Origin of the sequence: Corynebacterium sp. NML 150383, from assembly GCF_002285085.1 — a bacterium.
GTDB classification, from domain to species: domain Bacteria; phylum Actinomycetota; class Actinomycetes; order Mycobacteriales; family Mycobacteriaceae; genus Corynebacterium; species Corynebacterium gottingense.
Window position 1 is genome coordinate 171,285 of sequence record NZ_NSGK01000004.1, and the last position, 25,395, is coordinate 196,679.

At 65.6% G+C, this 25,395-nt stretch carries 22 protein-coding genes; 7 read left to right on the top strand and 15 right to left on the bottom strand.

The window, feature by feature from the left end:
• Positions 1-28 precede the first annotated feature (28 nt).
• On the bottom strand, positions 29-1,819 hold the full coding sequence (aspS, locus tag CKJ85_RS06105; protein WP_095553775.1) for an aspartate--tRNA ligase: 1,791 nt from the start codon (positions 1,817-1,819) through the stop codon (positions 29-31).
• Between the two features lie 160 nt (positions 1,820-1,979).
• On the opposite strand from aspS, the gene CKJ85_RS06110 reads away from it, so the two are divergent.
• The 5 genes from CKJ85_RS06110 to CKJ85_RS06130 are packed head-to-tail and all read left to right on the top strand — an operon-like array spanning position 1,980 to position 6,984.
• Positions 1,980-2,900, top strand: coding sequence for a neutral zinc metallopeptidase (locus tag CKJ85_RS06110; RefSeq protein ID WP_095276752.1), 921 nt, complete (start codon positions 1,980-1,982; stop codon positions 2,898-2,900).
• 51 nt (positions 2,901-2,951) lie between these two features.
• Positions 2,952-3,689, top strand: coding sequence for a CBS domain-containing protein (locus CKJ85_RS06115; protein ID WP_095553747.1), 738 nt, complete (start codon positions 2,952-2,954; stop codon positions 3,687-3,689).
• A 31-nt stretch (positions 3,690-3,720) separates the two neighbouring features.
• Positions 3,721-4,863 (top strand): CE1758 family FMN-dependent luciferase-like monooxygenase, encoded by a 1,143-nt coding sequence (locus CKJ85_RS06120; protein ID WP_095276333.1) that lies wholly within the window; start codon positions 3,721-3,723, stop codon positions 4,861-4,863.
• 34 nt (positions 4,864-4,897) lie between these two features.
• Positions 4,898-5,560 (top strand): FMN reductase, encoded by a 663-nt coding sequence (locus CKJ85_RS06125; RefSeq protein ID WP_095553748.1) that lies wholly within the window; start codon positions 4,898-4,900, stop codon positions 5,558-5,560.
• A gap of 26 nt (positions 5,561-5,586) precedes the next feature.
• Complete coding sequence (locus CKJ85_RS06130; protein WP_095553749.1) at positions 5,587-6,984, top strand: L-serine ammonia-lyase; 1,398 nt, start codon at positions 5,587-5,589, stop codon at positions 6,982-6,984.
• Here CKJ85_RS06130 and hisS read toward each other — a convergent pair.
• The 3 genes from hisS to tpx form a co-directional block, all read right to left on the bottom strand.
• Positions 6,981-8,264 (bottom strand): histidine--tRNA ligase, encoded by a 1,284-nt coding sequence (gene hisS, locus CKJ85_RS06135; RefSeq protein WP_095553750.1) that lies wholly within the window; start codon positions 8,262-8,264, stop codon positions 6,981-6,983. The genes CKJ85_RS06130 and hisS overlap by 4 nt on opposite strands.
• Positions 8,265-8,275: 11 nt before the next feature.
• Positions 8,276-8,956: an MBL fold metallo-hydrolase gene (locus CKJ85_RS06140; protein WP_095553751.1), complete on the bottom strand. Its 681-nt coding sequence runs from the start codon at positions 8,954-8,956 to the stop codon at positions 8,276-8,278.
• Positions 8,957-9,023: 67 nt separating this feature from the next.
• The gene (gene tpx / locus CKJ85_RS06145) at positions 9,024-9,521 is read right to left on the bottom strand and encodes a thiol peroxidase (RefSeq protein WP_095553752.1); all 498 of its coding nucleotides are present in this window, start codon (positions 9,519-9,521) and stop codon (positions 9,024-9,026) included.
• A 146-nt stretch (positions 9,522-9,667) separates the two neighbouring features.
• Between tpx and CKJ85_RS06150 the strand changes: the two genes are divergently transcribed.
• Both CKJ85_RS06150 and CKJ85_RS06155 read left to right on the top strand, forming a co-directional pair.
• The gene (locus CKJ85_RS06150; protein ID WP_095553753.1) at positions 9,668-10,636 is read left to right on the top strand and encodes a peptidylprolyl isomerase; all 969 of its coding nucleotides are present in this window, start codon (positions 9,668-9,670) and stop codon (positions 10,634-10,636) included.
• A gap of 212 nt (positions 10,637-10,848) precedes the next feature.
• Positions 10,849-11,217 (top strand): hypothetical protein, encoded by a 369-nt coding sequence (locus CKJ85_RS06155; protein ID WP_095553754.1) that lies wholly within the window; start codon positions 10,849-10,851, stop codon positions 11,215-11,217.
• 384 nt (positions 11,218-11,601) lie between these two features.
• On the opposite strand, the gene CKJ85_RS06160 is transcribed toward CKJ85_RS06155, so the two are convergent.
• The 11 genes from CKJ85_RS06160 to CKJ85_RS06210 all read right to left on the bottom strand — a co-directional run bounded on the left by CKJ85_RS06160 (position 11,602) and on the right by CKJ85_RS06210 (position 25,326).
• Positions 11,602-13,761 (bottom strand): 5'-nucleotidase C-terminal domain-containing protein, encoded by a 2,160-nt coding sequence (locus CKJ85_RS06160; protein WP_095553755.1) that lies wholly within the window; start codon positions 13,759-13,761, stop codon positions 11,602-11,604.
• A gap of 162 nt (positions 13,762-13,923) precedes the next feature.
• The gene (locus CKJ85_RS06165; protein ID WP_095553756.1) at positions 13,924-16,203 is read right to left on the bottom strand and encodes a bifunctional (p)ppGpp synthetase/guanosine-3',5'-bis(diphosphate) 3'-pyrophosphohydrolase; all 2,280 of its coding nucleotides are present in this window, start codon (positions 16,201-16,203) and stop codon (positions 13,924-13,926) included.
• Between the two features lie 76 nt (positions 16,204-16,279).
• A complete protein-coding gene (locus CKJ85_RS06170; RefSeq protein ID WP_095545803.1) occupies positions 16,280-16,837 on the bottom strand; it encodes an adenine phosphoribosyltransferase in 558 nt (185 codons plus the stop codon).
• Positions 16,838-16,895: 58 nt separating this feature from the next.
• On the bottom strand, positions 16,896-18,488 hold the full coding sequence (locus CKJ85_RS06175; RefSeq protein ID WP_095553757.1) for an ABC transporter substrate-binding protein: 1,593 nt from the start codon (positions 18,486-18,488) through the stop codon (positions 16,896-16,898).
• A 118-nt stretch (positions 18,489-18,606) separates the two neighbouring features.
• Positions 18,607-19,824 carry a protein translocase subunit SecF gene (gene secF, locus CKJ85_RS06180; RefSeq protein WP_095553758.1) on the bottom strand — a complete coding sequence of 406 codons (1,218 nt, stop codon included), beginning with the start codon at positions 19,822-19,824 and terminating at the stop codon, positions 18,607-18,609.
• Between the two features lie 2 nt (positions 19,825-19,826).
• Entirely contained in the window at positions 19,827-21,689 is a 1,863-nt protein-coding gene (secD, locus tag CKJ85_RS06185) for a protein translocase subunit SecD (protein WP_095553776.1), read from the bottom strand.
• 195 nt (positions 21,690-21,884) lie between these two features.
• Positions 21,885-22,181, bottom strand: coding sequence for a preprotein translocase subunit YajC (gene yajC, locus CKJ85_RS06190; protein WP_095553759.1), 297 nt, complete (start codon positions 22,179-22,181; stop codon positions 21,885-21,887).
• Between the two features lie 31 nt (positions 22,182-22,212).
• Positions 22,213-23,289, bottom strand: a complete 1,077-nt coding sequence (gene ruvB, locus CKJ85_RS06195) for a Holliday junction branch migration DNA helicase RuvB (protein ID WP_095553760.1) — start codon at positions 23,287-23,289, stop codon at positions 22,213-22,215.
• Between the two features lie 7 nt (positions 23,290-23,296).
• On the bottom strand, positions 23,297-23,896 hold the full coding sequence (ruvA, locus tag CKJ85_RS06200; protein WP_095276289.1) for a Holliday junction branch migration protein RuvA: 600 nt from the start codon (positions 23,894-23,896) through the stop codon (positions 23,297-23,299).
• Positions 23,893-24,450 carry a crossover junction endodeoxyribonuclease RuvC gene (gene ruvC, locus CKJ85_RS06205; protein WP_095548135.1) on the bottom strand — a complete coding sequence of 186 codons (558 nt, stop codon included), beginning with the start codon at positions 24,448-24,450 and terminating at the stop codon, positions 23,893-23,895. The genes ruvA and ruvC overlap by 4 nt, the downstream gene beginning before the upstream one ends.
• Positions 24,451-24,573: 123 nt before the next feature.
• Positions 24,574-25,326 (bottom strand): YebC/PmpR family DNA-binding transcriptional regulator, encoded by a 753-nt coding sequence (locus CKJ85_RS06210; RefSeq protein ID WP_095276283.1) that lies wholly within the window; start codon positions 25,324-25,326, stop codon positions 24,574-24,576.
• Between the last annotated feature and the right edge of the window lie 69 nt (positions 25,327-25,395).

Here is a 25,395-nt window from a genome sequence, read left to right on the forward strand (position 1 = left end):
ACCCGGGGCCGTGGAACCGTATTGGCTCTTACTCAGCCTTCTCGTCGGCCTTCGGCTTGAAGTCCACGCCGGACTCCTTGCGCTGCTCCTTCGTAATCGGGGCGGGCGCGTCGGTCAGCGGGTCGACGCCGCCGCCGGACTTCGGGAACGCGATGACGTCGCGGATGGAGTCGAAGCCGCCGAGCAGGGACACGATGCGGTCCCAGCCGAAGGCGATGCCGCCGTGCGGGGGTGCGCCGAACGCGAACGCGTCGAGCAGGAAGCCGAACTTCTCGCGGGCCTCTTCCTCGCTGATGCCCATGACGTCGAAGACGCGCTCCTGCACATCGCGCTGATGGATACGGATCGAGCCGCCGCCGATCTCGTTGCCGTTGCAGACGATGTCGTAGGCGTACGCCAGCGCCTCGCCCGGGTTCTTATCAAAGTTGTCCAGGTACTCCGGCTTCGGCGAGGTGAACGCGTGGTGGACGGCGGTCCACTTCGAGTGGCCGAGGGCGACATCGCCGGACGCGGTGGCGTCCGCAGACGGCTCGAACAGCGGCGCGTCGACGACCCAGGTGAACGCCCAGTCGCCGTCCTTGATCAGGTCGAGCTTCTTCGCAATCTCGCCACGGGCAGCACCGAGGAGCGCACGGGAGGACTTGGTCTCACCTGCAGCGAAGAAGATGCAGTCTCCCGGCTTCGCACCGACGTGATCGGCAATCCCGGCCTTCTCCTCGTCCGTAATGTTCTTGGCCACCGGGCCGCCCAGGGAGCCGTCCTCCTGCACGAGGATGTAGGCCAGGCCCTTGGCGCCGCGCTGCTTGGCCCAGTCCTGCCACGCATCGAGCTGGCGACGCGGCTGGGAGGCGCCGCCGTCCATCACAACAGCGCCGACGTACTCAGCGTTGAAGACGCGGAAGGTGGTGTCCTTGAAAAACTCGGTGCAGTCCTGCAGCTGGATGTCAAAGCGCAGGTCCGGCTTGTCCGAGCCGTACTTCTCCATCGCGTCCTTGTAGGTCATGCGCGGGATCGGGGTGGTGATCTCGTAGCCGATCAGCTTCCACAGTTCCGTGACGATCTGCTCGGCCAGGGCGATGACGTCGTCCTGGTCCACGAAGCTCGCCTCGACGTCCAGCTGGGTGAACTCCGGCTGGCGGTCGGCGCGGAAGTCCTCGTCGCGGTAGCACCGCGCGATCTGGTAGTAGCGCTCCATGCCGGCGACCATGAGCAGCTGCTTGAACAGCTGCGGGGACTGCGGCAGCGCGTACCAGCTGCCCGGACGGAGGCGGGCCGGGACGAGGAAGTCGCGCGCGCCCTCCGGGGTGGAGCGGGTCAGCGTCGGCGTCTCGATTTCGGTGAAGCCGTTTTCATCCAGCACGCGGCGGGCGGCCTGGTTCGCCTTCGCGCGCAGGCGCAGCGCGTTCGCCTGACGCTCGCGGCGCAGGTCCAGGTAGCGGTACTTCAGACGGGTCTCCTCGCCGACTTCGCTGGAGGAGGCGTCCTCGATCTGGAACGGCAGCGCGGCCGCCTTGTTCAGCACGGTGAGCTCGGAGACGTTGACCTCGATCTCGCCGGAGGCCAGGTTCGGGTTCTGCGAGCCCTCCGGGCGCGGTTCAACCACGCCGGTGACCTGGATGACGTACTCGCTGCGCAGGTCGTGCGCGGCCTCCGCCACCTCGGATTCGCGGAACACAACCTGCGCCAGGCCGGAACGGTCGCGCAGGTCGATGAAGATCACGCCGCCGTGGTCGCGGCGTCGGCCCACCCAACCGGTGAGCGTAACGGTCTGTCCATCGAGTTCTTTGCGGAGATCACCCGCAAGGTGAGTGCGCAGCACGGTCTCTTCCACGTCCTTCCACGTGAGGGCAAAACTTGAACGCCAAAAACTCTACCCGTAGGCGTCGTCAAGCGTTGAAGCGCCCCGTTTCGCTTCTTCTCTGCACGGCACAGGCGCGGGGATGCAGCGCTGCACGCGGTTTTTTGGCAAGATTTGCAGCATGACGTTTAAGAATGATTTTGGTCAGGGCCAAGGCCGCCGCGCGCAGACGAGTTCCGGCAGCGGCCGGGCTGGAGGCGGCGGCATCCCCATCGCCGTGGGCGGCGGCGGTATCGGCACGATCATTCTCCTGGCTATTGTGTTCTTCCTCAACGGCGGCCTGGGCGGGCTCACCGGCGGCTCTTCGGACCCGCAGGGCCAGTCCCAGCAAAGCCCCGGCGCCCAGGGCGACTACGACCTGAGCCACTGCGATGCCCCGGGCGCGGCGAACGAGTACGACGACTGCCGCGCGGAGGCCACCGCCCGCTCGGTCGACCAGGTGTGGGCCGAAGTCCTGCCAGCACAGGCGAACATTGAGTACACCCCCGCTGACATCAACCTGTTCCGCAGCGATGTCAGCACTGGCTGCGGGTACGCAACGGCCGATACCGGCCCGTTCTACTGCCCGAACGACACCACTGCCTACCTCGACGTGTCCTTCTTTGAGCAGCTCGGCCAGCTAGGCGGCTCCAACGGCGCGCTCTCCCAGGAGTACGTCACCGCGCACGAGATGGGCCACCACATCCAGAACCTCGAGGGCACCCTGGGCCTGAGCGATTACAAGAACCCTGGCGAGGACTCCGCCGCCGTGGCCATCGAGCTCCAGGCCGATTGCTACGCCGGTATCTGGGCCAAGCACGCCTCCGAGGGGCCGGACGCGGCGCTCGAGCCGATTACGGACGAGCAGCTTAACCAGGCAATTCAGACCGCGCAGGCGATCGGCGACGACAGCATCCAGCGCAAGTCCGGCGGCGATGTGGATCCGGATTCCTGGACCCACGGCTCCTCCGAGCAGCGCGCCGAGGCCTTCAAGTCCGGCTACACCACCGGCCAGATGTCCGCCTGCGACACGCTCAACCGCGGCGTCTACCAGGACGCCTAGAGCCACATCGCTTATCGACGCCCACGTGCCACCACCGCTACCCTCGTGGGCATGAGCGAAACGTCATCCCCCCAGAACCGCGCCAACCGCGCTGTGCCGTTTATGGCCGCGTTCAACGCCATTGAAGGCTTCCTGCGCGAGGAGTTAGGAGCAAAAAAGTCGGACTCCTTCAAGTGGATGACCAGGCAGGCGGCGAAGAAGGGCGTGGTGAGCCGCGACCAAGCTGACCTGCTTGTGGAGTACGCGGAGCTGCGCAACGCGATCTCACACGGCGAGTACCGCGACCTGCGCCCCATTGCAGAGCCGCTGCAGGAGACGGTGGAAGAGATTGAGCGTTTGCGCGACGCGCTGCTCACCCCGGCGCTGGCCCTCGAAGTGGTCCAGACGCAAGCCGTGATTACGTTCGCCCCGGACGATGACATCCGGGAGCCGCTGCGCGCGCTGCGGGAGACCGGCCACAGGCAGTTCCCTGTCTACGACGCCGGTGCCTGCGTCGGGTTGCTCACCACCAACGCGCTGGCTCGCTGGGTGGCGGGCGAACTGGACGCGAACAACCACCTCACCCCGACCACGGTCAAGCAGGTGCTCGATCTGTCGGGGCAGCACGACCAGCCGGTCTTCCTGTCGCGCTCCGTCACCGCCGCAGTGGCCGTTGATGCGCTGACCACGCCGTTGGACAGCGGCGCGCTCCCCCGCCTGGCCATCATCACCGAGTCAGGCGCGTCCAGCCAGCGTCCCTTCGCGGTACTGGTGGCCACCGACATTCCTGCCCTGCTGGCGGCCCGCTAACCGCGACGATCAACGGAAAGGACACCCACGGATGCAGTTCGGCGTCTTTACCATCGGCGACGTCACCGCGGACCCCACCAACGGCGCGACCCCGACCGAGAAACAGCGGATCGACGCGATGACGCAGATCGCGCTGAAGGCCGAGAAGGTCGGGCTCGATGTCTTCGCCACAGGCCAGCACCACAACCCGCCGTTCGTCCCGTCCTCCCCAACGACTCACCTGGCTTACATTGGTGCGAAGACCTCCCGCATCCTGCTCTCCACGGCAACCACGCTGATCACCACCACGGACCCGGTCAGGCTCTCCGAGGACTACTCCTTCCTGCAGAACCTGGTGGATGGCCGCATGGACCTCATGCTCGGGCGCGGTAACACCGGCCCCGTCTACCCCTGGTTTGGCAAGGACATCCGCAAGGGCATCCCGCTCGCGGTGGAGCACTACCACCTCCTGCGCAGGCTATGGCGCGAGCAGAACGTCAACTGGGAGGGCACGTTCCGCACCCCGTTGCACGGGTTTACCACCACGCCCGCGCCGCTTGAGGGCGTGCCGCCATTCGTGTGGCACGGGTCCATCCGCTCGCCGCAGATCGCCGAGCAGGCGGCGTACTACGGCGACGGGTTCTTCCACAACAATATTTTTTGGAACAAGGAGCACACCGCGAAGATGGTGGGCATCTACCGTCGGCGCTTCGCCGCCTACGGGCACGGCGCGGCGGATCAGGCCATCGTCGGGCTCGGTGGCCAGGTGTACATCGCGGATTCCGAGGAACAGGCGAAACGCGAGTTCCGCCCCTACTTTAACAACGCGCCCGTCTACGGCCACGGGCCCTCGCTGGAAGAGTTCACCGACATCACCCCGCTGACCGTCGGCACTCCCGAGATGGTCATCGAGCGCACAATGCAGTTCGCTGACTGGGTCGGGGACTACCAGCGCCAGCTGTTCCTCATTGACCACGCCGGGCTCCCACTCGAGGTGGTCCTCCACCAGATCGAGCGCCTCGGCACGGAAGTGGTCCCTGAGCTGCGCAGAAGGATGGAAGCGCGCCGCCCGGTCCACGTTCCGAGCGACCCGCCCACGTTTGCGTCCCTCGCACGTGCAAAGCGCGATGGGAAGAATCTGGCGCACTTTCGCGTTTCACCCGGAGAAGCACAGGAGCAATCCGAGCACGAATAGCCGGGCAATGTAGCGAAGGAGCACCCACCACAGCATGAAGCAGCTCATGGTAGTCACCGCAGGTCTGTCGCAGCCGTCCACCACGAGACAGGTGGCGGATGAGATCGCGGCGGCGGTCCGCTCCGCCGTCGGCGGGCGTGGCGAAGACCTCGAGGTCACCACGATCGAGGTCCGCGAGTACGCCACCGAGCTCACGCAGCTCATGCTCACCGGGATGCCCTCCGCCAGGCTTGATCAGGTCAAACGAGACATCTCCGCCGCCGACGCCCTCGTCGCGGTCTCCCCGGTGTTTCAGGGCAGCTACAGCGGCCTGTTCAAGATGTTCTTCGACGCCCTCGACCCCAACGCGTTGACCGACATGCCCACCATCGTCGCCGCGACAGCCGGCTCCGAGCGCCATTCCCTCGTCACCGAATACGCGCTGCGCCCGCTGCTCACGTACCTGCACGCGACGGTGGTCCCCACCTCACTTTTCGCCGCCACTGCTGACTTCGGCGATGCCAACGGCGCCTCGTTCCAGCGGCGGATCAGCCGCGCTGCCAGCGAGCTCGCAGCGCTCATCGTCACCACCAACGGCGCGGTCGAAGGATTGAGCGGCCCGCCGGAGGGCGTCACTCGCCGCACCGGCACGGACCCTGCCGAAGATTTCGCCCCGGTTTCCCTGCTGTTGGAAGGCCACACGGGGACGCGGAGCTAATCCCACGATGCGGTATCATCGCGCGCATGCCCCACAATACTGTTAGCGTCGTTGACCTTTTCAGCATCGGTATCGGTCCGTCGTCTTCGCACACGGTGGGCCCGATGCGCGCATCCCTCGCGTTCGTTGAACAACTCGGCGTACTGCCCGCATTCGTCCGCGTAGAACTGCGCGGCTCCCTCGCCGCCACTGGTGTGGGCCACGGCACCGACCGCGCAACGCTGCTCGGCCTGGTTGGCTACACCCCCACGACCACGTCTGCCGACATCGCCCCGAAACCCGGGGACCCGGTGCCCGAACGCGGTATGATCTCGGGCTCTGCCGGCGAGGTCGAGTACGAGGTGGCGTTTAACCCCACTCCGGTCTCGCAGCACCCGAACTGCCTCATCTTTGACGCCTGGGACGCCGACGGCAACCGCATCGCCACCCGCAAGGAGTACTACTCCGTCGGCGGCGGCTTCATCCTGGACCGCACCGGCATGGAGGAGCACCGCAACGAAGCCGGTGTGGCCACCGTCCGCGACAACGAGCCCGCGCCGTACGAGTTCAACGACGCGAAGACCCTCGTCGCACTCTGTGAAGAAAGCGGCCTGTCCATCGCCGAGCTCGTGCGCGCCAACGAAGAGGCGCTGCATGGCAAAGCGCTTCTCGACGCCCACCTCGACGCCGTCTGGGACGTCATGCAGGAATGCGTCGCCCACGGGTTGAAGACCGAGGGCACCCTGCCTGGCGGCCTCGGCGTGAAGCGCCGCGCCCACCGCCTCCACCGCCTGCTCACCGCGGAGTACGAGGAATCCACTGCCCGCGGCCTCGACGCCATGGAATGGGTCAACCTCTACGCGCTTGCCGTGAATGAGGAAAACGCCGCCCACGGCCAGGTCGTCACCGCGCCCACGAACGGTGCCGCCGGCATCATCCCCGCGGTGATGCACTACTGCCGCGATTTCACCGACGGCGCGTTCACCCAGGAGCAGGCGCGAAACTTCCTGCTCACCGCTGGTGCGGTGGGCATCATCATCAAGACAAACGCGTCGATCTCCGGAGCCGAGGTCGGCTGCCAGGGCGAGGTCGGCTCAGCCTCCGCGATGGCCGCCGCCGGCATGTGCGCGGTCCTTGGCGGTACGCCGGCGCAGATTGAGAACGCGGCCGAGATCGCGCTCGAGCACAACCTCGGCCTCACGTGCGACCCGGTCGGCGGCCTGGTGCAAGTCCCGTGCATCGAGCGCAACGCCATCGGCGGGGTAAAGGCGATTAACGCAGCCCGGCTGGCCAAGCTTGGCGACGGCACCAACATCGTCACCCTCGACGACGTCGTCGAGACCATGGCGACGACCGGCCGCGACATGATGACCAAGTACAAGGAGACCTCGATGGGCGGCCTGGCAGTCCAGCTCGGGCTGCCAGTCAACATCACTGAGTGCTAGCGCAGCTGCGCGATAACCGCCTCGGCGCTGAGCCCCACGGTCTCCTGGCTGTGCGCGGCGAGGTCCTTTATCGCGACCTCGCCGGACTCCAGCTCGCGGTCGCCGAGGACGAGCGCGTACTTGGCACCGGCGCGGTCGGCACCCTTCATGGCGCCCTTGAGCCCGCGGCCGCCGTAGGCCATGTCGGCGGAGACACCGGCGGCGCGGAGGGCGTCGATAAGCACTGCCATGCGCGCCTGCGCGGCCTCGCCGATGCCGACACCGAACACGTCGACGCGGCGATCCACCCCGTCGAGAGTGACGCCCTCCGCCTCGAGCGCGAGCACGGCGCGGTCCACGCCGAGGCCGAAGCCGATGCCGGAGAGGTCCTGGCCACCGATCTGCGCCATGAGCCCGTCGTAGCGGCCGCCGCCACCGATGCCGGACTGCGCGCCGAGGCCGTCGTGGACGAACTCGAAGCAGGTCTTGGTGTAGTAGTCCAAGCCGCGGACCATGCGCGGGTTCACCACGTACTCCACGCCCATCTCGTCGAGGGAGGCGCGCACCTGGTCGAAGTGCTTGCGGCAGTCGTCATCGAGGTAGTCGAGCATGAGCGGGGCGTCCGCGGTCATTTCGCGGACCTTCTCGCGCTTGTCGTCAAGCACGCGCAGCGGGTTGATCTCAGCGCGGTGGCGGGTCTCCTCGTCCAGCGGAAGGGAGAACAGGAAGTCCTGTAGCTTCTGGCGGTACTCGGGGCGGCAGTTGCGGTCGCCCAGGCTGGTCAGCTCTAGACGGAACCCGGTCAAACCGATGGACCGGAAGCAGCGGTCCGCGAGCGCGATGACCTCCGCATCCAGCAGGGGGTCGTCCACACCGATCGCCTCCACACCGACCTGCTGGAGCTGGCGGTAGCGGCCGGCCTGCGGGCGCTCGTAGCGGAAGAACGGGCCGTAGTAGTTCAGCTTGACCGGCAGGTACCCTCGGTCCAGGTTGTGCTCGATGACGGCGCGCATCACACCCGCGGTGCCCTCCGGGCGCAGCGTGACCGAGCGGTCGCCACGGTCCGTAAAGGTGTACATCTCCTTGGACACCACGTCTGTGGACTCGCCAACGCCGCGGGCGAACAGCGTGGTGTCCTCGAAGACCGGCAGCTCAACGTGCTGGTACCCGGCCAAGTGAGCCTGCCGCGCGAACTCGTCGCGGACGCGGTGGAATGTCGCCGACTGCGGCGGCACGTAATCGGGCAGGCCCTTCGGGGCGGACAGCGGCTGGAACTTCTCGGTCTTCTTCGATTCACTCACGGGTTCAAAGTTTAGCGGTCCGGGTTGGCCTGCAGCAGGAACGGGTTGGTCGCGCGCTCCTGCCCCATCACGGTGGTCGGCCCGTGGCCGGGCAGCACGACGCAAGCGTCGTCGAGGTCCCACACGGGGCCGCGCAGCGTCGTGCGCATCGCGGCGGGGTCCGAGTGCTCGAAGTCCGTGCGGCCGATCGCGCCGCGGAACAGGACGTCGCCGGAGAAGACCAGCGGGCCGGTCTCCCCCGCCGTTCCCGTCTTGTTCTCCCCTGCGTCTTCCACGAGCAGCACACATCCCGGCGAGTGCCCGGGGGCGTGTCGGACGGTAAAGGTGGTGTCGGCGAGGGTGAGCGAGTGGGCGTCGAGAAGCGAGCGCACCTCGCGCGGGGGTTGCATCGACGCGGCGTCGAAGAGCTGGCGGGTCGAGTCCGGTAGGCCGAGGCCACCGTCGAGCATGAACTCGTCGTCTGGGTGGATGTACACCGGGACGTCGAAACGGGCGGCGTCCCGGGTGTGGTCAAGGTGGCCGTGGGTGCAGACCACGGCGGTGAGCGTCGCCTGCTCGCGGGTGAGAAACTCAGTGACGGGCTCGTAGGCGCCCATTCCGGGGTCGATCACCACCGCTTCGCGTGACTCCTCCGAAAGGAGCACGTAGCAGTTGGTTTGGAACGGGCCTGCGGCAAAACCTGAAAGCTTCATACGGCAATAATAAAGCGGGCGCCCGACCCAGTGGCCGGAAACGCCCGCGTGCGGGGAGCAGACTTGCTTACTTCAGCGCGTCCTCTGCTGCCTGGTAGTCCGGCTCGGTGGTGATCTCGGAGACGAGCTCGGTGTGGATGACCTTGTGGTCAGCGTCCGTCACCACGACGGCGCGAGCGCACAGGCCCTTGAGCGGGGAGCCCTCGAGGGTCAGGCCGAAGTCGTCGGCGAAGGAGGAACGGAACGCGGACAGCGCCTCGACGCTCTCGATGCCCTCGGCGGCACAGAAACGCTGCTGCGCGAACGGCAGGTCCTTGGAGATGCACAGGACCTCGGTGTTGTCCAGGGACGCGGCGAGCTCGTTGAACTTGCGCACGGAGTTCGCGCACACGCCGGTGTCCAGGGACGGGAAGATGTTCAGGACGAGGCGCTTGCCCGAGTAGTCCGCCAGGGACTTCTCGCTCAGGTCGCCCGCGACGAGCGTTGCGTTGGACAGCGCGTCGCCGACCTTGGGCAGCTCGCCGGAAGTAGTGGTCTCATTGCCTTCAAAAGTAACGGTAGCCATGGGCGCGATTCTATGGACGCGAGTCAGGCCTCGCAAGGGTTGAGCAAGCGGCGGCCCAAGCACTGCTAGGCTTAAGCCCCGAAATTCACCTGCCGAGCGCACCAGCGCTTAGCGACGCTACGCAACACACAAGTGAGGTATCTCAGGTGGCCGACAACCAAAAACGGGGCGAAGAAGCCCTCACCCACCTCAAGCGCGAGCTTGATTCCCGCGACCGCAAGGAGAAGTCCAAGCCGCTCACCGTGGCGGCGCTGTCCGCAGTGGTGATTGCCGTGGTCGGCGGTGGCATCTACTTCGCCGCAACGCAGAACGACGGTGACGATGACGTCACGGCCCAGGACACCACCGCTTCCTCGGAAGCCGCCGAGTCCTCCGAGACCGAGCCCAGCATCGACCCCTCCCAGTTCGAGGCGGTGGCCACCGAGCGCGCGACGGCGCTGCCCGCGACCGTGTCCTGCTCGTACAACGACAGCCCACAGGCTGGCGAAGGCGAGGCAGAGGCTGGCAAGCCGAAGACCGACAACGTCTCCACGGAGGGCAAGGTCAACATCGAGCTGGACACCAGCGCAGGCCCGATCGGCATGGAGCTGGACCGCAGCGTCTCGCCCTGTACCGTCAACGCCATCGAGCACCTGGCCTCGGAAAAGTACTTCGACGACAGTGTGTGCCACCGCCTGACCACCAACGAAGGCCTCAAGGTCCTCCAGTGCGGCGACCCGTCCGGCACCGGCTCGGGCGGACCTGGCTTCCAATTTGCCAATGAGTTCCCCACCGACGAGGCCCTCGAGTCCGTCGACGAATCCCAACTCCAGATCCCCGAAGGCGTCTCCGACGAGGAGAAGGAACAGTACAAGTCCATGGCGCTACAGCAGGATCAGAAGCGTTACCCGCGCGGCTCCATCGCGATGGCCAACGCTGGCGTGGGCACGAACGGTTCGCAGTTCTTCCTCAACTACGGCGATTCCATCCTGCCTCCGATGTACACCTACTTTGGCCAGATCAACCAGGAGGGCCTTGACACCCTCGACGCGATCGCCGAGAAGGGTACTCAGGACGGTGGCCAGGACGGCGCGCCCGCCGAAGAGGTCAAGATCAATTCCGCTACTGTCAAGTAGCGCGCGCGATACCTTCTGGTATCGTTGCTCGTGCCGCCAGACACTCTTGAGCGCACCCGACATGACACAAAACGCACGTGATCAGTTCATTTAAAGTTCATCTTGCGTTGCGAGAACATTGAAGAAATGCCGGGAAAACTGTTGCGTACCCTTTGGTGTCTGGCTAAGGTAATCAACGTTCAATCGAAGATCTCCGAAAGATAGGGAATCAGATGCAGTTCCGCAAGGGCCTCCTCGCCGCCGCAACCGCAGCAGCTGTCATGTCCACCGGCGCAGTTGCAGCTACCGCTGACACCACGGTCACCACCCGCACCACCACCCCGACGGCGACCGCCAAGGCTGAGCCGACCGAAACCACCAAGGCCGAGCCGACCAAGACCACCGAGTCGAAGCCGACCACGACCTCCAAGCCGTCCAACGGCCCGAAGGTCAACACCGGCGACAACAACAAGAAGGACGAGGGTTCCTCCGTCAAGGACATGTCCCCGTCCGAGATCCGCGACTGGATCGCAGTGTTCACCGCCGTCATCGGCGCTCTGGGCACCCTGTTCGCGTTCCTGGACAAGTACCTGCGCGCGTAATTGCGGAGTCACCGCGCACCCTTGGGCGCGTGAGCACAGCCCGGCCCCTGCGGCCGGGCTTTTTGCTTGCGATGCTCTGCCCTGCCCGCCGACTCAACGAGTGCCTCGCTCGGCGTCATGAGCGGGTTTGACCTACTTGACGAGAATCGGGTGACGAAGACGTCGCGGTCCCTTTTTCTCGCATCTTCGTCAACCCAATCTCGTCAAGTAGGCGCTGATTGGGTGGTAGAGCCTGTTGGAGGCCCAGGGCATCGCTGCTGCCGCCCCAGGATCGAGCGTTCTTCTGGGACTGAGCGTGCCATCCTCCGAAAGCGCCGCCCCTCTCAGAACATCGAGAGAAGGACGGCGCCGCTGCGGCAGGTTGGGTCCCCTACGGGGAGGCTGCTAGGAAAGCTTTGCGATCGGGCCAAGCACCTGGTCGATCGGACCAGCGAAGACGACGGCCAGCAGGCCGAGGAGGGCGAGCACACCTGCAACGGCGCCCATGATGGTGCCCAGGTTTGCGGTGCTGCCGTCCTGCGCACCCTGCTCGTCGCCCGGCGTCGGCTCCTCGGACGGCTTGGGCTCCTCGGACGGCTTGGGCTCCTCGGACGGCGCAGGCTTCTCGCTCGGCGCCGGCTCCTCGGACGGCTTCGGGTCAGCAGCCGCCACGGTAACCGGAACCGTCAGCTCGGTGCCAGCGTCGGTGGTGATGCTCAGCGTCTGCTCGCCTGCGGCCTCGGCCGGGATGGCGATGTCCACAGTCGCGCGGCCCTGCTCACCCAGGCCGTTGTCCGCCTTGGTGGTGGAGGCGTCGATGTCGGCGGTCGCGGTGGCGTCGCCAAGCGTGACGGTGGCCTGCTTTGCCATCGGCTCGCCCTCGGACGAGTAGTTGAGGGAGGAGAGCTTGATGGAGGCGGTGGTGCCTGCCTTCAGCTCCTCCGGCAGGACCACGCCGACGTCCTTCTGGCCCTTGCGCACGCCAACTTCGTCGGACTTCAGGTAGTCAACGAACGCCTGCAGGTCGTTGTAGCCAACGTTGAGCAGGTCGCGGACGTCGTCCGGGTTCACAAAGTTGTCGCCGCCAGCGAACAGGAAGGAGGAACCTGCAATGCGGTAGTCCTTGTCGTCCTCGAGCGGCTGACCGTCAATGGTTACGGAGGTGATGCGCTCGCCGGCCTCAGCCTCCGGGTTGTAGGTGTAGGCGACGTTGTTGGACAGGCCCATGTCCAGGCGTGGGCGGCCGGACTTCTCGGCGTCCTCCTTGCTCTGCCACTGACGCTCGAGGGCGTCCTTGATGGCCTTGCCGGACAAGGTTGCCACCGAGATGTCGTTGCCAAACGGCTGGACCTGGAAGGCCTCCTGGTAGGTCACGTCGCCGGCCTCGAGGTCCGCGCGGACGCCGCCAGCGTTCATGATGCCCAGGTCGATGTGCTCGTCGAGCGACTTGTCCATCGCGTAACGCGCGGACTCAGCGAGCATGTTGTTCGCGGTGGACTCGGTACCACGGTTCGAGCCGGTGTTCTCTCCGGGGTTGGAGCCACGCAGGTAGGTGTCCTGGACGTTGGCCACGACCTCCTCGCCGAGCTTGCCAGCTTCCGCCTTCGCCTCGTCGACGATCTTCTCCACCTCAGCGTCCGGGGTGATGTCCAGGGTGACCAGGGACTCGGCGTCGTACTGCTCGAACGCCGGCGCCTCGATCTCTCCGGTGGTCTTGTTGTAGGTGAAGTCCAGGTCCGTCACGACCTTGCCGTACTCCCAGGACTGTGCGTTCGGCACCGGGGCGTCGGCGTTGACCGCGTTCACGTGGCTGTCGCCGCCGAACATGAAGTCGACGTACTCCGGGTCCAGCTTCGGCGCGCCGGTCTCGACCGGGTCGTGGATGAGGGCGACGACCACGTCGGCCTTCTTTTCATCCTTCAGCTTCTTCGCTTCCTTGTTCACCTGCTCGGAGGAGTCGGTGAATTTCAGGCCGGCAACATTATCCGGGCTGGACTTGCTCTTGGTCAGGTTGGAGGTGGTGCCCACCAGCGCAACCTTCACGCCGTCAATCTCGACGATCTTCGAGGCCTCCAGGTCGCGGGAGCCGTCCTCCTTGAACACGTTCGCGCCGAGCTGGATGTCACCGGTGCCCGGGTTGATGCGGTCAATCAGGTCCTTGTAGCCCTTATCAAACTCGTGGTTGCCAGCAGCGGAGCCCACGGTGCCAACGGCCTTGACAAAGTCCATGGTGTATTTGTCGTCCGAGATCGCGGAGATGAACGCCGAGCCGCCCTGGTTGTCTCCCGAGCTGGTGACGATGGTGTTGGCGTTCTTGTCTCGCAGGTAGTTGATGATGCCGGCGATGTTTGCGGCACCCATCTCGTCACCCTTCTTCGGGGTGACCTCGCCCGTTTCCTTGTCCGTGGACAGGTTCGCCTCGAGGCGGCCGTGGAAGTCGGTGAAGTTAGCGATGCTAATCTGCACCTTCTCATCGTCCGCTGCAAAAGCCGGGACAGCGGTGACCACCAGCGCGGTCGACGTGGTTGCGGCGATCAGCGCGCCGGCGCGACGGAAAGAAAACACTTGGAACTCCTCTGCGTGTGGAATAGGGGTCTCATTGTTTTCTAGCGCGAAATCAGCTCGCTCGCAGCACAACGTACGTACTGTGACAGGCCGACCTTGAGATTCAAGGCGGACGTCGCCAACAATTCACCCGCTGTTCAACTTCGGCACGCAGAGCGTGCTTTACGACGTCACCCTGTAGATGTCGTAGACGCCCTCCACGTTCCGCAACTGATTCATCAGCGCGCCCAGCTGCTTCGTGTCGGACACCTCGATGGTGAACCGTACGTTAGCGATCCGGTCGTCCGAAGCCTGGGAAGACAGCGCCAAGATCGGGAGGTTCTGGTCCGTCATGACGCCGGTGAGCTCTGCGAGCAGCCCGTGGCGGTCCAGTGCCTCGACCTGGAGGGTGGCCAGCGAGGCACCGCCTGCCGTGGTTTTTGTGGACCACGCGACGTCGATAAGCCGCTCCGGCTCCTCACGCAACTTGGCCGCATTGGTGCAGTCGGTGCGGTGGACCGAGACTCCCCCGCCGCGGGTGACAAAGCCGAAGATCTCATCACCTGGCACCGGTTGACAACACTTGGCCAACTTCGCCATGACGTCTGGGCTCCCCTGCACGAGGATACCGCTGGCGGACTCGCGCGACTCCCGCCGCACCAGTTCCGACATCGGGGCGCGGTCCGCGAGCGCATCGACCGCGTCCTCCTCGTTGCCAAACAGGTCGACGAACATTTTGCCCACGTGCTGCGCGGAGACGTGACCGGCTCCGATCGCGGTATACAGGGCGTCCACATCCGGGTAGTGCAGCTGCTTGGCCACCCTGCGCATCGACTCAGCCGTGAACAGGCGATACATGGGCAGCCCTCCGCGCTGCACCTCCGCAGTCAGCGCGTCGCGCCCGGCCTCCAGGTGCTCCTCGCGGCGCTCCTTGGCAAACCACTGGCGGATCTTCGTCTTCGCGCGCGGCGAGACCACGAAGTCCTGCCAGTCCCGGCTCGGGCCGGCGTTCTGGTCCTTGGAGGTGAAGATCTCTACGCGGTCGCCGGATTCCAGCTCGGTCTCCAAGGCCACGAGTTTGCCGTTGACCTTCGCACCGATGCACCGGTGCCCCACCTCCGTGTGCACAGCGTAGGCGAAGTCGACCGGGGTCGACCCCGCTGGCAGGTTTACCACGTCGCCCTTCGGGGTGAACGCGAACAGCTGCTGGCTGGTCAGGTCGTAGCGCAGCGAATCGAGGAACTCGTCCGGATCGGCCGCCTCCTTCTGCCAATCCAGCAGCTGGCGCATCCACGCCATCTCATCCACTTCGTTCTGGTTGCCCTTGTGGGAGCCCTTCGTCTCCTTGTAGCGCCAGTGCGCGGCGACACCGTACTCGGCGTTGTAGTGCATGTCGTGGGTTCGCACCTGCACCTCGAGCGGGCGACCAGTGTCCGTCATCACCGTGGTATGCAGCGACTGGTACACGCCGAAGCGCGGGTTGGAGATGTAATCCTTGAACCGTCCCGGCATGGCCGAGTACAGGGCGTGGACGACGCCGACCGCGGCGTAGCAATCGTGCACCGTATCCACCAGGACGCGGATGCCAACCAGGTCAAAGATCTCGTTAAACTCGTGGCCTCGCACCACCATCTTCTGGTAGATGGACCAATAGTGCTTCGGGCGCCCCATCACCTCGGCCTCAATCCCGTTCGCCTTGAGCTCGGACTGGATCTGTTCCGTGAGCTCTTGAAGCGCCCGGTCGCGCGAGGGGGCCCGTTCCGCCACGAGGCGGACGATCTCCTCGTACTTCTTTGGGTACAGGATGGCAAAGGCCAGGTCCTCCAGCTCCCACTTCACCGAGGCCATGCCGAGGCGGTGTGCCAACGGCGCGATGACGTCGAGCGTCTCCTTCGCCTTCTTCGCCTGCTTCTCGGGTGGGAGGAAGCGCATCGTGCGCATATTGTGCAGGCGGTCCGCCACCTTAATCACCAGCACGCGCGGGTCCTTCGCCATGGCGACGATCATCTTCCGGATCGTCTCCGCTTCTGCGGCCTTGCCCAGCTCCACCTTGTCCAGCTTGGTCACTCCGTCTACCAGGCGGGCCACCTCCGGACCGAAGTCAGCCGTGAGGTCGTCCAGGGTGTAGTCGGTGTCCTCCACCGTGTCGTGCAGCAGCGCCGCGACCACGGTGGTGGTGTCCATGCCGATCTCGGAGCAGATCGTCGCCACGGCAAGCGGGTGCGTGATGTAGGGGTCGCCGGATTTGCGGAACACGCCCTCGTGCAGGCGCTCGGCGGTCCCATAGGCGCGGTTGAGCAGCTCGACGCTGGCCTTCGGGTGGTATTTCCGGTGAATAGATAGCAGCGGGTCCAGGACCGGGTTAATCTTCGGGCGCCCGCCGCCCGTGAGCGAGCGCGCCAGCCGCGCGGAGACGCTACGCACCGTTTGACCTGAGCGCTTAGAAGTTTTCTCTTGCGACACCGGGGCCTCCCGCCAGACTCTGAACCAGACTGCACACCGAAACGAAACTCAGTGTAAGAGTCTGATTCTAGTCGCTTCAGCGCCCTCCGTCGTCCAAAACCACCAACGGGGCGTCGCCGAGGCGCTCGCGGCCGCCGAGCCCGTCGACTTCGAGCACGACCACGTAGCCGACGACTTTGCCGCCTGCGCGCTCGATGAGGTTGGTGGCAGCCACGAGCGTGCCACCGGTGGCAAGGACATCGTCGACAAGCACGACGCGCTTCCCCTCAAGCTGCATGCCGTCTTCGGGGATCTCGAGCGCCGCGGTGCTGTACTCGGTCTGGTACTCCTGGGTGATCACCGGCGGCGGCAGCTTGCCCTGCTTGCGGATGGCCAGGATGCCAACGCCCATGTCAAAGGCGACAGCGGAGCCGAGCAGGAAACCGCGGGCATCCAAACCGCCGATGAGGTCACCGCCGAGCTGCTTGCTGGCCTCAGCCATTTCGCGGATGACGGCGTTGAGCGCGTCGGCGTCGGCAAGCACCGGGGTGAGATCTTCGAACAACACGCCCTCAGCTGGAAAGTCGGGTACGCGGCGCACCTTATCAGCGAGCGCTTCCTGCGCGGACGAATACTTGTTGTCTGTCTTAGCCATGGGCCGGGGCATCCTCGTTTTCAGAGTGTTGGTACGGAGTGAATTCTGGCAGCGGGAACTATTGCTGCCCACCAGATGACGATGGTATTGCATCCTGCGGCATGATGCGCCATCGGTCCATGTTCCAGCCGATTCCCGCCAGACCGGTGTACGGCACGACGTTGCCCACACCGCGGTTCACAGCGAACGTGCGGGGCTGCGCGGCCAGCGGCACCGAAGGCAGCTGCTCCCACAGCGCGTGCTCCTGGGCGCGCAGGCTGCCCACCTGGTTGCCCTGGTTTGCTGCGGCGGGGTACTCCTTCATCGGGTCGACCGGGCGCAGCAGCGCGTCGACCTCGCCGTCGGTGACAAACTGCATACCCTGTTCGTTGGTGGCAAGGTGCGGCAGATCCGCCAGCGTTTTGCCCTCCCCCGTCACGTCCACGATGTTCACGCCGGCGGGCTCGCAACTGCGGCGCATTGCCTCGACCATCGCGGCCTGGCGGGCATTCGGGTACGGGTACGCCACGCGCACCTCCGTCCCGCTCAAAACGCTCGCTGCGTCGATATTGACGTCCATGAAGGGCGCCGCCACGTCCTCCACGCGGGAGGTGAGCGGATCGTCTTGCTGCAGCACGTGGACCGGGGCGGGCGGAACCTGCACGCCGGCGTGCTCGCTCGAAACGGCCGCCACGCCGCGAGGGTCAAGGCACCGCGACAGTGCTTGCCGGTTCTCCGGAATGGCCCAGACCCCGGTCTCAGGGAAGGTGAGCATCTCGGAGAGCTGCCCGACCACCGTGGAGATGTCGACCTGGTTGTGCTCGGCGTTCACGTCAAACCACTCCGGGTTCGGGTCGTCCAGGTCTGCGACCTTGAGCCCGCCCCCGCGGTACAGCTCGCCGCTGTCCGCGGTGCCAGGCCAGATAACGAGGTGATCGATCGCCGGCCGGTCGCCGTAGTAGTGCTCGTTGGCAATCAGGTTCACTTCTCCCTGAGCGCCGTAGCTCTCAATCACGTACGGGCCAAAAGAAACCTGAAGTTCCGGATCGAATTGCGCAAAGTCGAACCCGTGGTGCCAGATCTGCGCAATCGGGGCGAGCTGTGCGGGATCCTCGGATTGCAGCGCAGCGTTGAGCTCCTCGACGCTCTTCCCCGCTTTCCGCGCTACAGCGTGCGCGGGCAGCACGGTGCCGGCACCGAAGAGGTCCTGCCACCGGTCCCCGCGGCCCTCCTTGAACACCACGGTGAAGGTCTTACTGCCCGAGGTGCAGTCGAGAGACTCGGTGTCGTCGAAAAGCGGAAGGTGCGACCCGAAGATCTCGGGGTGCTGTCCCGCCGTAAACGCGAGGAGGTAGTCGGTGCACGTCACCGGCGTTCCGTCGGAGAAGACGGCGTTGTCCGAGATGGTATAGGTTACGCGGCGCTGCGGGCCTGGGAGGGGCTGCGCACTGATCAGGTCCGTGTTGGGGATCATCTCACCGCCCGGCCCCGGCACGAACACGCCCGGGTACAGACGGCCAGACAGGCGGTGCGCCTGCGTGGACGTGCCCTCGAGGCTGCCGGCGTTGGTGGTGAGGAGCGGACCGGACACCTGGTACCCGAAGTGCTGCTCGTCGAGCTTCCCGTTCGGGTCCTCGTCTCCGCCGCTACACGCCGTGAGCGTCCCCGCCAATAGGCAAGCTGCGCTCAGCGACGCGACCGCGCCTCGGCCCACCTGATGTGCGCGCCGTGTTCCGTCTGCTTTCCGGTGTGTTCTCCCGTGCTGTGGCACTGCGTGACTCCCCTTCTGTCTAGCGCCCCGGCCTCCAGGTCGCGGCCCCGCCCGGCGTGTCGCCGAACGAGTCCGCCCCGGCACCCTTGCCAGCGGCGTCAGCTTCGCCGGAGGTGCGCTGGGAAATGGAGCCGACGGTGCGCTTCCCATGCTCCGCCACAGTGCCCTCAAGGCCCTCAGCGCCCTCAGCACCTTCACCGTGCTCGGCGGTGTCACCGTTGCGGAACGCCTGCACCGACGCGTTGTGGTCGCGGAACGTCTTCCGGCGCTCGATGAAGGTCACCAGCAGCGAGGTCGCCAGGAACAGCGACGAGAACACGCCTTCAATCACACCGATGAGCTGGATGAGCGCCAGGTCGCGCAGCGTACCCACGCCGAGCATCCACACCGCCACGATCATCAGCGCAATAATCGGCAGCGCGGAAATCACGGTGGTGGAGATAGAACGCATCACGGTCTGGTTGATCGCCAGGTTCGCCTGCTCCGCGTAGGTGGACCTGCGCGAATCAAGGATTCCGGAGGTATTCTCCTTCACCTTGTCAAACACGATGACCGTGTCATAAAGAGAGAAGGTGAGCACCGTGAGCAGGCCGATGATCATCGCCGGGGTGACCTCGAGCCCGAAGAGCGCGTAGAAGCCCATAATGAGGACGGCGTCCACCACGAGCGCGGCCAGCGCGGCCAACGCCATCTCGCGCTGCAGGCGCACTGCCACGTACACGGCCGCGGCGATGACGAACACGAGCATTGCCAGCAGCATGCGCTGAGTAATCGTGTCGCCCCACGACTCGGACACGGTTGAGTCACCGATCGCGTTCGCGGTAACGTCGCCCTTCTCGTCCTTCGGCTGGTACTGCTCAAAGATTGCCTGGCGAGCCTGGTCGATCTGCTCCTGGCTCAGGTGCTCGGAATTGATCTCCAGGGTGCGCGCGTCACCAGCGCCGACGATCTGCGTCAGCTCCGGGGTCACCCCGGTGGCGTCAACAAACGTGTCCTCGACTTCCTCGGCGACGAGGTCGCCAGCGGGCATGGACATCTTCGTGCCGCCCTCAAAGTCGATACCCAGGTTGAACCCGCGCGCCAGCATCGCCACGACGGCGACGACCAGCAGGCCGAGGGTGATGGAGTACCAGAGCTTCCGGCGTCCGACGAAGTCGATCGCGCCGTCCTCGGTGTGCAGCCGCTCGCGCCGGTCCAGCTGAGCCGCAGGCGCGGTGTTCGCAATAGAACTCGTCATGGTTACTTCTCCTCAGAGTCGTCGCGAGAGGGGGCCAGTTGCTTATCGACGCTTCCCCCGCCGACCTCAACCACCGTCGACCCTGTCGATTCGGCGGCCTTGGTCCGAGCTGTGTCAGTGTCCTTGTCTGTGTCAGTGTGCTTCTTCCTGTTCGCAGTGGCAAACACCTTGGACATACCGCTGACGGACGGCCTGCCCCAGAACTTACTGCGGGACGCCAGGATGAGCAGCGGCGCGGTGACCAGGAAGGTGACGAGGAGGTCGAACACCGTGGTCAGACCCATGGTGAACGCGAAGCCCTTCACGTCGCCCACAGCCAGGAAGTAGATGATCACCGCACCGATGAGGGTGACCATGTTGCCGGTCACCACGGTCTCCTTTGCGCGGTCCCAGCCGGACGCCGTGGCGGAGCGGAACGTCTTGCCCTTGCGGACCTCATCCTTGATGCGCTCGTAGATCACCACGAAGGAGTCGGCCGTCGTACCGATACCGATGATCAGACCGGCGATGCCGGACAGGTCCAGCGAGTAGCCGATCCAGCGACCGAGCAGCACCAGGGACCCATAGACCAGGACGCCGGAGACCGCCAGGGTGGCCAGCGAAATCAGGCCGTACAGGCGGTAGTACGCAAACACGAACAGGGCGACCAGTGCCAAGCCAACCAGGCCGGCGTACAGGCCCGCCTTGAGCGAGGCCAGGCCGAGTGACGGCGGGACGGTCAGCGCGGTGCCGCCCGGCTCGCCGTTTTCACCGGCAAAGGACAGCGGCAGCGCACCGTAGCGGAGGTTGTTGGCCAGCCCCTCGGCCTCTTCCTGCGTGAAGTCGCCGGTGATGGCGGTGGCGGAGCCGACCGGGGTCGCGCCCTGGATCTGCGGTGCGGAGATGACCTGGGAGTCCAGGGTGATGGCGATCTGCTTGCCAATCATCTCGCTGGTCAGTGCAGCCCAGGTAGAAGAGCCATTGACGTCGCCGTTCTGGCTAAACGCAAAGCTGATCTCCATCTGCGAGCTCTGCGGGTTGTAGCCGCCGGTAATCGGGCGGGCGGTGTCGATCTGCTCGCCGGTCAGGCGCGGACCGTCTTCCTCGGTCACGCCCTCAAGCAGCGGTACCTCGCCGAGGAGCAGCGGCTGGCGCGTCGAGGAATCGCAGGCGACCAGGGGGCGGTCCTCTGCGTCGGTACCCGCGAGCGGGTCGACTTCCTGGGTGGCGCACTTCTGCGACAGGAGGATGTAGGAAGCGAACTGCTTCGTCGGGTCGTCGGACTGGCGGGACTCGCGGAGCATCTCCGTCACCTCGGAGCGGCGGTCCGCAGCCTCAACCGGCCCCTCGGGCTCGGGCAGCGGATCGGCTTCGATCTTCGGCGTATTCGGGTTCGGCTGGCCGTCCTGGCCGCCCATCGACTGGTCGAGGAGCCCTTGCGCCTCGTCCTTCGTCATCACGCCGTACTTGACCCACTGGTTTGCCATGTCCAACACTGCCGGGCCAATTGCGGCGGCATCTGGGGACGGCATCTCCTCCACAGGGCGGAACAGCAGCTGGGAGGTCTGGCCGATGTTGCGGACCTCGGAGGTGTCGTCGCCGGCGGCGGTGATGACGATCGTGTTGCCGTCCACCACGACGGTCGCGCCGGAGACGCCCATGCCGTTGACGCGGTTCTCCAGGATACGGCGGGCGTCGTTAAGCTGCTCGCGCGTTGGCTCCTCACCCTGCGGAACGAGGGTGACTCGGGTACCGCCCTGCAGGTCAATGCCGAGCTTCGGCGATGCCGACTTGTCGCCGGTAAAGAAGACTAATGCGTACACGCCGATGACGATGAGCAAAAACAGCGCCAGGGCTTTGCCTGGCCACGTACGTTTTGATCTCATTTCGCCGGAACGCCGAGTGTTTGAGGACACTGAGCTGACTCCTCTGCTGTTCTTTGATCTTTGCTGCCCAGGGCACCCGAGACGGGTGTCCGGCACTTGCACAACGGATTATGCTACGGCATGAGGGCAAAAAATTGGTGCCCGACCCCTCCCCCGGTATTTGGGAGGCGTCGGGCTGGGCGCCAGGTGCGCTGGCTATTCGGCGTCGGCCGGCACGTCTGCCTGGGTGGAACCCTGCGGGTCCACGCGCTTCATCACGCCCGCGGTTTCCATCGTGGCCACGACGTTCGGGGCCAGCTCCACCTGCAGCGTCTCGCCGTCGTTCTCCACCACGGTGCAGTGGAAACCGGCGACGTTGACAATCCGGTCGCCGGGAGCAATCGAGCGTTGCATCTCCTGCATCTGGCGTTGACGCTTCTTCTGGCTGCGCATCATCAGCAGCGACGGGAGCAAGAAGATGGCCAGGACGATGAGGATGTAAACAATTTCCATGCGCCCATTGTTTCATAGGCCGCAGGTGTGCCTACGAGAGGTTGAGCTGGCCCGGCGCTTCCGGAGGCGGCGTGATGCCCAGGTGCTGCCAAGCTGCCGCCGTGGCGACGCGGCCGCGGCCCGTCCGCGCCATCAACCCAGCGCGCACGAGGTAGGGCTCGCAGACCTCCTCGACGGTCGACGGCTCCTCGCCGACCGCGATGGCCAAGGTGTTCACACCCACCGGCCCACCACCGTGGCCACGGATGAGCGAGTCCAGCACGGCACGGTCGAGGCGGTCAAGGCCACGCTCGTCCACGTCAAACACCGCCAGCGCCGCCTGCGCGGCCGCGAGGTCCACGTGGCCGTCGCCGTTCACATCGGCCCAGTCCCGCACGCGGCGCAGGAGGCGGTTGGCAATACGCGGCGTGCCGCGCGAGCGCGAGGCGATCTCCACCGCCGCGTCCTCGTCGATGCTCACTCCCAAAATGGAGGACGCGCGGGTGACCACCTTGGTCAGGTCCTCGGCGTCGTAGAACTCCATTTGCGCGGTAAACCCGAAGCGGTCGCGCAGCGGTCCGGTGAGCATTCCGGCGCGAGTCGTCGCGCCGACGAGGGTAAACGGCGGGATCTCCAGGGGGATCGACGTGGCGCCGGGGCCCTTGCCGACGATCACGTCAATCCGGAAATCCTCCATCGCCATATAGAGCATCTCCTCGGCCGGGCGGGCGATCCGGTGGATCTCGTCAATGAAGAGGACGTCGCCCTCCATGAGGTTGGACAGCATCGCCGCCAGATCGCCCGCGCGCTCCAGTGCTGGGCCGGAGGTCATGCGCAGCGAGGTCCCCAGTTCCTGCGCGATGATCATGGCCATCGTCGTCTTCCCCAGGCCCGGCGGGCCGGATAGCAGAATGTGGTCCGGGGTGACGTCCCTGCTGCGTGCCCCGGCGAGGACCAGGCCCAGCTGCTCACGGACCTTCGGTTGGCCGATGAACTCGCTGATGGATTTCGGGCGCAACGACTTTTCGGCGTCACGCTCTTCGGGTTGCGAAGTGGCGTCGATAAGCGAATTGCCCGGGCGCGCCATGCTATCCGGGAGGGAAAATTCGGTCTTTTCTACATCTGACATTGGGGCCTCACTTCTTGCCCAGCTGGGTCAGGGCCGCGCGCAGGAGCGCGGAGCTGGCCGCGTCCGGCTGCTCTGCCGCGATCGCGTCGACGACCGGGCGGGCGCTGCGCTCCGGGAATCCGAGTCCAACGAGCGCCTCGACGACCTGCTCCGTGGCGAACGAGGTTGTGGCGGCGGGGGCGGGTGCCTCCTGCTCGGGAGCAGCAAGGGTGGCAACTTTGTCCTTGAGCTCGAGCACGATGCGGTCCGCCATCTTCTTCCCCACGCCGGGAATCGTTTGGATGCGCTTGGCGTTTTGCTCCGCGATGTGGGTGGCCAACTCAGCGGGGCTGAAGACGGAAAGCGCGGCGAGCGCCAACTTGGGCCCGAGTCCCGTGACGCTTTGCATGCGGTGGAACATCTCTCGCGCGTCGTCGTCAGCGAAGCCGTAGAGCGTCACGCCGTCGTCTTTGACCACCATGGAGGTGAGCACGCGGCGCTGCTCGCCGCGGGTCAGCGCAGCCAGCGTGGGTGGGCTTGCCAAGAAGCGGTAGCCGACGCCGGCGCACTCGATGACCGCGTGGTCCAACCCGATCGAGATGACCTCGCCGTTGAGGGAATCAATCATGCCTTCTCCTTTGTCCTTGTGCGCTGCGCCTGGGCCAGCCGCTCAGCGTGCGCGCTCCGTGCGAGCAGCGGGGCCCGCCAGCAGTGGCACACCGCGATGGCCAGCGCGTCCGCCGCGTCCGCGGGCTTCGGCGGCTCCGAAAGCCCAAGGATACGGGTAATCATTACCGTCATTTGCTTTTTGTCCGCGCGTCCGTTGCCGGAAATGGCCTTCTTCACCTCGGACGGGGTGTACATATGCACGGCGATGCCACGCTCCGCCGCCGCGAGGACGAGGACACCGACCGCGTGGGCGGTGTGCATGACGGTGGAGACGTTGCCGCGCTCAAAAATACGTTCCATGGCGATCACGTCTGGGCGGTACTCGTCCATCCACTCCGAGACCGCGCGCGACAGGCGCAGCAGGCGCTCGGAGAGGTCCGCGTCGGACGGGGTGCGCACCACTCCTACCGAGATGGGAAAGATCTGGCGACCTCGCCCGGCCTGCACCACGGAAAGGCCGCACCGGGTCAGGCCTGGGTCAATCCCCATGACGCGGAGCCCCTCGAGCTGCATTCCAACCTCCCACGAGCAATGAACCATCTAACACAAATGTTCTACCACAGGGCGTCGATAAGCGCGAAAGCCCCGCCGGGCACCCGTACGAGTCGGGCGCGCGGCGGGGCTGCGCTGCGGAGGCTAGTCGTCCAGCTGGGCGGCGACCTCGTCGGAGATATTCATGTTGGTGTACACGTTCTGCACGTCGTCCGAATCCTCGAGCGCATCGATGAGATTGAGGGTCTTCTTCGCGGCGGCGACGTCGGCGTCGACCTCGATGTCTGCGCGGAAGTCCTGATCCGCGCCTTCGACCTCGATGCCCTCAGCCTTGAGCGCGTCGCGCACGGCCTGCGTATCGGAGGGTTCGCAAACGACCTCAAACTCCTCACCCAGGTCGTTGACTTCCTCGGCGCCAGCGTCGAGCACAGCCATGAGCACATCGTCCTCGGTCAGCTCGCCCTTCTTCATGGTGACGATGCCGGTGCGCTTGAACATGTAAGCAACGGAGCCGGAATCGCCCATGTTGCCGCCGTTCTTGGTCATCGCGGTACGGACCTCAGTAGCCGCGCGGTTGCGGTTGTCGGTCAAGCACTCGATGAGCAGCGCGATGCCGTTCGGGCCGTAGCCCTCGTACATCACAGACTCCCAGTTCGCGCCGCCAGCTTCCTCACCGGAGCCGCGCTTGCGGGCGCGCTCGATGTTGTCGCCCGGCACCGAGGCCTTCTTGGCCTTCTTGATCATGTCATCGAGCGTTGGGTTGCCTGCAGGATCGCCGCCGCCCGTACGAGCGGCCACCTCGATGTCCTTGATCAACTTCGCCCACAGCTTGGAACGCTTCGCGTCGTTCGCAGCCTTCTTGTGCTTGGTAGTAGCCCACTTTGAGTGGCCCGACATCTGGCACCCCTTTTTCGTCGCGAGTAGATGAACTTGGCTTAGTATACGTGTCTCCCGCTCACCCCGTTC

Coding starts and splice junctions, on each gene's coding strand:
- CKJ85_RS06110 (WP_095276752.1), top strand. CDS start 1,980: ATGACGTTTAAGAATGATTTTGGTCAGGGCCAAGGCCGCCGCGCGCAG.
- CKJ85_RS06115 (WP_095553747.1), top strand. CDS start 2,952: ATGAGCGAAACGTCATCCCCCCAGAACCGCGCCAACCGCGCTGTGCCG.
- CKJ85_RS06120 (WP_095276333.1), top strand. CDS start 3,721: ATGCAGTTCGGCGTCTTTACCATCGGCGACGTCACCGCGGACCCCACC.
- CKJ85_RS06125 (WP_095553748.1), top strand. CDS start 4,898: ATGAAGCAGCTCATGGTAGTCACCGCAGGTCTGTCGCAGCCGTCCACC.
- CKJ85_RS06130 (WP_095553749.1), top strand. CDS start 5,587: ATGCCCCACAATACTGTTAGCGTCGTTGACCTTTTCAGCATCGGTATC.
- CKJ85_RS06140 (WP_095553751.1), bottom strand. CDS start 8,956: ATGAAGCTTTCAGGTTTTGCCGCAGGCCCGTTCCAAACCAACTGCTAC.
- tpx (WP_095553752.1), bottom strand. CDS start 9,521: ATGGCTACCGTTACTTTTGAAGGCAATGAGACCACTACTTCCGGCGAG.
- CKJ85_RS06155 (WP_095553754.1), top strand. CDS start 10,849: ATGCAGTTCCGCAAGGGCCTCCTCGCCGCCGCAACCGCAGCAGCTGTC.
- CKJ85_RS06170 (WP_095545803.1), bottom strand. CDS start 16,837: ATGGCTAAGACAGACAACAAGTATTCGTCCGCGCAGGAAGCGCTCGCT.
- secF (WP_095553758.1), bottom strand. CDS start 19,824: ATGACGAGTTCTATTGCGAACACCGCGCCTGCGGCTCAGCTGGACCGG.
- secD (WP_095553776.1), bottom strand. CDS start 21,689: ATGAGATCAAAACGTACGTGGCCAGGCAAAGCCCTGGCGCTGTTTTTG.
- yajC (WP_095553759.1), bottom strand. CDS start 22,181: ATGGAAATTGTTTACATCCTCATCGTCCTGGCCATCTTCTTGCTCCCG.
- ruvB (WP_095553760.1), bottom strand. CDS start 23,289: ATGTCAGATGTAGAAAAGACCGAATTTTCCCTCCCGGATAGCATGGCG.
- ruvA (WP_095276289.1), bottom strand. CDS start 23,896: ATGATTGATTCCCTCAACGGCGAGGTCATCTCGATCGGGTTGGACCAC.
- ruvC (WP_095548135.1), bottom strand. CDS start 24,450: ATGCAGCTCGAGGGGCTCCGCGTCATGGGGATTGACCCAGGCCTGACC.
- CKJ85_RS06210 (WP_095276283.1), bottom strand. CDS start 25,326: ATGTCGGGCCACTCAAAGTGGGCTACTACCAAGCACAAGAAGGCTGCG.